General features: G+C 58.2%; 2 protein-coding genes. One reads left to right on the plus strand and one right to left on the minus strand.

Annotated features, from left to right (window positions below):
- Nucleotides 1-585, plus strand: a 585-nt coding sequence (locus tag KP705_RS15465) for a Tn3 family transposase (protein ID WP_215764792.1), incomplete at its 5' end; no start/stop codon positions are given.
- A gap of 28 nt (nucleotides 586-613) precedes the next feature.
- On the opposite strand, the gene KP705_RS15470 is transcribed toward KP705_RS15465, so the two are convergent.
- A partial coding sequence (locus KP705_RS15470; protein ID WP_215764794.1) for a plasmid recombination protein occupies nucleotides 614-909 on the minus strand: 296 nt, incomplete at its 5' end.

Here is a 909-nt window from a genome sequence, read left to right on the forward strand (position 1 = left end):
GGTGATCTCCTGAGTGGAATGGCCGGTGACCCGATCAATACCGATCATGTTGCGGCCCACTGGGACGACCTGCTGCGTCTGGTCACATCCATTCGGAGTGGAACCGTGACGGCCTCGGCCATGCTGCGGAAGCTCGGATCTTATCCCCGTCAGAATGGTCTGGCTGTGGCCTTGCGTGAAGTTGGCCGGATCGAGCGGTCGGTTTTCATGCTCGACTGGATACAGGATCTGGATTTGCGCAGGCGAACCCAGGCAGGGCTCAACAAGGGAGAAGCCCGGAATGCGCTGGCTCGGGCGCTCTTCTTCAACCAGCTTGGTGAACTGCGGGATCGGCGTTTTGAAAATCAGGCTTATCGAGCGTCAGGTTTAAACCTGCTGGTGGCAGCGGTTATCCTATGGAATACGCGCTATCTTCAGTCTGCCATCGCAACGCTCGGCATTTCCGATGACCTGGCGCGGCATATTGCACCCCTCGGCTGGGAGCATATCTCTCTGACAGGGGACTATCGCTGGAATGTCGATGAGCAGCCCGAAGCGGGCGCGTTACGTCCGCTTCGGGTGCCTGCATCCCTGCTTGTCGCTTGAACCCCAATGCTGGCGGTTCTGTAGGTGTTCACCCTAAGCGTACGTAAAATACACTTTCGTGTCGTGACCCCAAATACGCCTCCTGGTCAGCGTTCCGGTTCTCGAACGCGCCAGGTGAGGACGTGACCAGGTATTCGATGCACTGGACGGCGTTCTTGCGGATCTTCTCAGGTAGCGCCTTCTCGAACGCGATCATGCCCTGTTTGACGTTCTGCGGCCCGATCAGGTCATTGTCTGGCGTTCTCGTGGCGTCAGCGTTTGGCGTATCCTGCTCTCGGTAGGCGTGCTTCATGGACGCCCTGACGGACTTGGGCGATTTGAGTT

It is taken from the genome of Gluconobacter sp. P1D12_c (assembly GCF_018812105.1).
GTDB classification, from domain to species: domain Bacteria; phylum Pseudomonadota; class Alphaproteobacteria; order Acetobacterales; family Acetobacteraceae; genus Gluconobacter; species Gluconobacter oxydans_A.